Source organism: Enterobacter sp. 03-F-07-AD-ECC (assembly GCF_047530935.1).
GTDB lineage: Bacteria > Pseudomonadota > Gammaproteobacteria > Enterobacterales > Enterobacteriaceae > Enterobacter > Enterobacter cloacae.
On sequence record NZ_JBLKBZ010000054.1, the window covers coordinates 1 to 3,824 of the forward strand.

Here is a 3,824-nt window from a genome sequence, read left to right on the forward strand (position 1 = left end):
TCCCCTGGGCGAAATGCGCCTGGTAAGCAGAGTTTTTGAAATGTAAGGCCTTTGAATAAGACAAAAGGCTGCCTCATCGCTAACTTTGCAACAGTGCCCAAAAAATTAACTACCTGAGGAAAATTGATCCTTTTGTGTTTGAAGAACTGTTGCTGGAAGGATTTGAAGCGCATGGCTTCAGAACCATCAGAAACAAACGCTATACCGGCGATGGAGGCATTGACGGCCAGGTAATAATAGGAAAATATCGCTATCTTATTCAGGCTAAACGCTATCGCGGCCATATTGCTTTACAGCACGTACAGGAGTTCGAGAAGTTGCTTAAACGTCATAACTGTCGCGGTCTGTTTTGCCATACCGGGAAAACCGGCGCAGGTTCAAAATCTGTCAGTATTGCCAGTGAACGGATGGAGATTATCAGCGGCCAGCGCCTGATAGATTTGCTCACGCCCGGCAGCTCCTTCACTATCGCAACCGCCCCGCAGACGATGATGAAGCGTACCGCAGCAACACTAGAAACGAGCACCATTGTTAAAGATGCCGGTAAAGAAAATCGATACCATGAGAGTTAATTAAATGAAGTCAGTAACTATAGAAGCAAAAACATTTGCTGAAATGTTAGGAATAACAGAAGGTGAGTTAATCTTTGCCATTAAGAAAACTGGCACATTCAAAAACAAGACCATCCCACAACCTCATGAGCCACATAAATCAAATAATAGATTTTTATATTCAGACGTAATGAGGTTTATAGAATCACTAAAAGACAAAGAGAACCGGTAATGACTCCAACTTACTGATAGTGTTTTATGTTCAGATAATGCCCGATGACCTTGTCATGCAGCTCCACCGATTTTGAGAACGACAGTGACTTCCGTCCCAGCCTTGCCAGATGTTGTCTCAGATTCAGGTTATGTCGCTCAATGCGCTGAGTGTAACGCTTGCTGATAACGTGCAGCTTTCCCTTCAGGCGGGGTTCATACAGCGGCCAGCCATCCGTCATCCATACCACGACCTCAAAGGCCGACAGCAGGCCCAGAAGACGCTCCAGCGTGGCCAACGTGCGTTACCTAACAATAAACCTGTTTAAATATCCAGATAAAAACATTCAATCTGGGTCAAATGAGTGATACAGTTTCACCCATAAGACCCAATGGAGGCAATATGTCTGAATTTGAATTACTGGCGCAGGATCTGCTTGAGAAAGCAGAAGCGGAAGAACAACTGCGACAGGAAAATGATAAAAAGCTGCTCGGGCAGGTGCTGGAAATCTATGACCAGAAGTACGTGGCTGAACTGCTTAGAAAAGTTGGTAAAAATGAGTGGAGTCGCGAGACTCTTAATCGCTGGATTAATGGTAAGTGCTCACCTAAGACGCTGACGTTAGCCGAAGAGGAACTTCTACGAAAAATGCTTCCGGAAGCGCCTGCACATCACCCTGACTATGCCTTCCGGTTTATTGACCTGTTTGCTGGGATTGGAGGTATACGGAAGGGCTTCGAAACCATCGGTGGCCAGTGCGTTTTTACCAGTGAATGGAATAAAGAGGCTGTGCGCACATATAAAGCTAACTGGTTTAACGATGCTCAGGAACACACTTTCAATCTCGATATTCGTGAAGTCACGCTCAGTGATAAACCTGAAGTACCTGAAAACGATGCCTATGCTTACATTAATGAGCATGTGCCGGATCATGATGTACTTCTAGCAGGTTTCCCCTGTCAACCGTTTAGCCTTGCGGGCGTAAGCAAGAAAAACTCGCTCGGGCGCGCGCATGGTTTCGAATGTGAGGCTCAGGGAACGCTTTTCTTCGATGTGGCGCGTATTATCCGCGCAAAAAAACCTGCCATCTTTGTTCTTGAAAACGTTAAAAACCTGAAGAGCCATGACAAGGGTAAAACCTTTAAAGTCATCATGGATACCCTCGACGAACTGGGCTATGAAGTTGCGGATGCAGCTGAGATGGGCAAAAACGATCCTAAAGTTATCGACGGAAAGCACTTTTTACCTCAGCACCGAGAACGTATCGTTTTGGTCGGTTTCCGCCGTGATCTGAACATTCACCAGGGCTTTACCCTGCGCGATATTAGTCGTTTTTATCCGGAACAGCGTCCGTCATTTGGCGAACTGCTGGAACCCGTGGTTGACAGCAAATATATACTGACGCCGAAACTCTGGGAGTATCTCTATAACTACGCCAAAAAGCACGCAGCTAAGGGTAACGGATTCGGTTTTGGCCTCGTTAATCCTGAAAATAAAGAAAGCATTGCCCGTACGCTTTCTGCTCGCTATCACAAAGACGGGTCTGAAATTCTGATAGACCGTGGCTGGGATATGGCCACAGGTGAAACAGACTTCGCGAACGAAGAAAATCAGGCGCATCGGCCCCGCAGGCTGACTCCGCGAGAGTGCGCGCGCCTTATGGGTTTTGAAAAAGTAGATGGCAGGCCTTTTCGCATTCCTGTGTCAGACACTCAGTCGTACAGGCAGTTCGGTAACTCCGTAGTGGTGCCCGTGTTTGAAGCCGTAGCCAAACTGCTTGAACCTTATATCCTGAAAGCGGTTAATGCCGATTCGTGCAAGGTTGAACGAATCTGATCGCTCCTCCCGGTATTTATGCCGGGAGATAATCTATGGAATATCTGCGTAAAGCCCTGTCAGCTCAGCAATAAACGCACCTAGCGTCATTAGCTCAGCTCTCACCGCCTCCGGGTATTTTTTGTGCAGAGATGATGGCACGACCAATCTGACACCCGACTCCCGCATCTCCCGATATTGAGCCAGAGAAACTCCCTCCTGGAGTGTAAACAGATGCACCTGATGAATTTTATCGGCCTCATTCAGTATCTGACGCCAGCGATCCTTACAGGTAGTCTTGACTGCCAGCATGCGCAGATTTTCTACGGGAAACTCAGTATCGTGGTAAGCCCCTGCGGAAGGGAAAAGGAAATCGGGTTTTTTATTACCTTCTGTGATGGCCTGCGTCGCAAAGTGTCGCAGGCCGTGCTCAATGAATAGATGCTCCAGGTGCAGTTCCAGCGACTTCCCGGCTCTGGATTTACGGCGATTGCTGACAGAATTGGCCAGCGCAATAAATTCATCCACAGAGCCAAATCCTTTCCGGATGATATCCAGAACATGCAGTTCCTCAACCAATAGAAATATGTCGTACTCCACGCGCCGGCGGTCAAGAAGTTGCTCATCCGGATCAAGGGAATTTTTCACATAATGGCTGGCTGCATACTGAATAATTTCACTTCCCGACGGAAAGCGCAGGTGCCAGTCTTCAGGTAGAATATATTTATGATTTACTGGCGCTTGCTGTAGAGATAGTCCGCCTAGAATCTGTCCTGCGGGGCCGGATATAAGCGCTCCGGGTATAACTTCACCAATAGCGGTCTCAATGACGTCCTCTTCATCAGTGCTGGCGCATACCCAAATATTTACTTCCTTACAGTCCCCCCCTTGCTCATCAAGCTTGAAAGCCAGGAGCGTCAGAGCCCCTGTATTTTCAGGATCCTGAAGTGGGCTGCCTCTACCCCAGCGGGTAATCCTTTTTTCATTCCGGGTTTTACCAAAATGACGGCTGTTATAATAAATTGCCCTGGCTTCGCTGTCAGGGCAATCATGCGATGACACATGTGCGGTGAGAAAAACCGAAGGGTTCAGTTCACGGGTATGGTTGATAGACGGAAAGAGTTTTTCAACGATACCTGAAGGGATATAAAGGGCACTGTTGCAAAGTTAGCGATGAGGCAGCCTTTTGTCTTATTCAAAGGCCTTACATTTCAAAAACTCTGCTTACCAGGCGCATTTCGCCCAGG

Annotated in this window: 3 protein-coding genes and 2 pseudogenes; 3 read left to right on the forward strand and 2 right to left on the reverse strand. The window is 47.5% G+C overall.

The window, feature by feature from the left end; genetic code table 11:
* Positions 1-134 precede the first annotated feature (134 nt).
* Both ACMWKA_RS25465 and ACMWKA_RS25470 read left to right on the forward strand, forming a co-directional pair.
* Positions 135-572 carry a restriction endonuclease gene (locus tag ACMWKA_RS25465; protein WP_020325134.1) on the forward strand — a complete coding sequence of 146 codons (438 nt, stop codon included), beginning with the start codon at positions 135-137 and terminating at the stop codon, positions 570-572.
* A gap of 4 nt (positions 573-576) precedes the next feature.
* A complete protein-coding gene (locus ACMWKA_RS25470) occupies positions 577-783 on the forward strand; it encodes a hypothetical protein (RefSeq protein WP_001749967.1) in 207 nt (68 codons plus the stop codon).
* A 10-nt stretch (positions 784-793) separates the two neighbouring features.
* Here the strand turns inward: ACMWKA_RS25470 and ACMWKA_RS25475 are convergent.
* Positions 794-1,066 (reverse strand): annotated as a pseudogene (locus tag ACMWKA_RS25475) (IS1 family transposase); the annotation flags it as partial.
* A gap of 98 nt (positions 1,067-1,164) precedes the next feature.
* Here ACMWKA_RS25475 and ACMWKA_RS25480 point away from each other — a divergent pair.
* Positions 1,165-2,598 carry a DNA cytosine methyltransferase gene (locus tag ACMWKA_RS25480; protein ID WP_001288432.1) on the forward strand — a complete coding sequence of 478 codons (1,434 nt, stop codon included), beginning with the start codon at positions 1,165-1,167 and terminating at the stop codon, positions 2,596-2,598.
* Positions 2,599-2,631: 33 nt separating this feature from the next.
* On the opposite strand, the pseudogene ACMWKA_RS25485 reads toward ACMWKA_RS25480, so the two are convergent.
* Positions 2,632-3,729 (reverse strand): annotated as a pseudogene (locus ACMWKA_RS25485) (type II site-specific deoxyribonuclease); the annotation flags it as partial.
* Positions 3,730-3,824 lie beyond the last annotated feature (95 nt).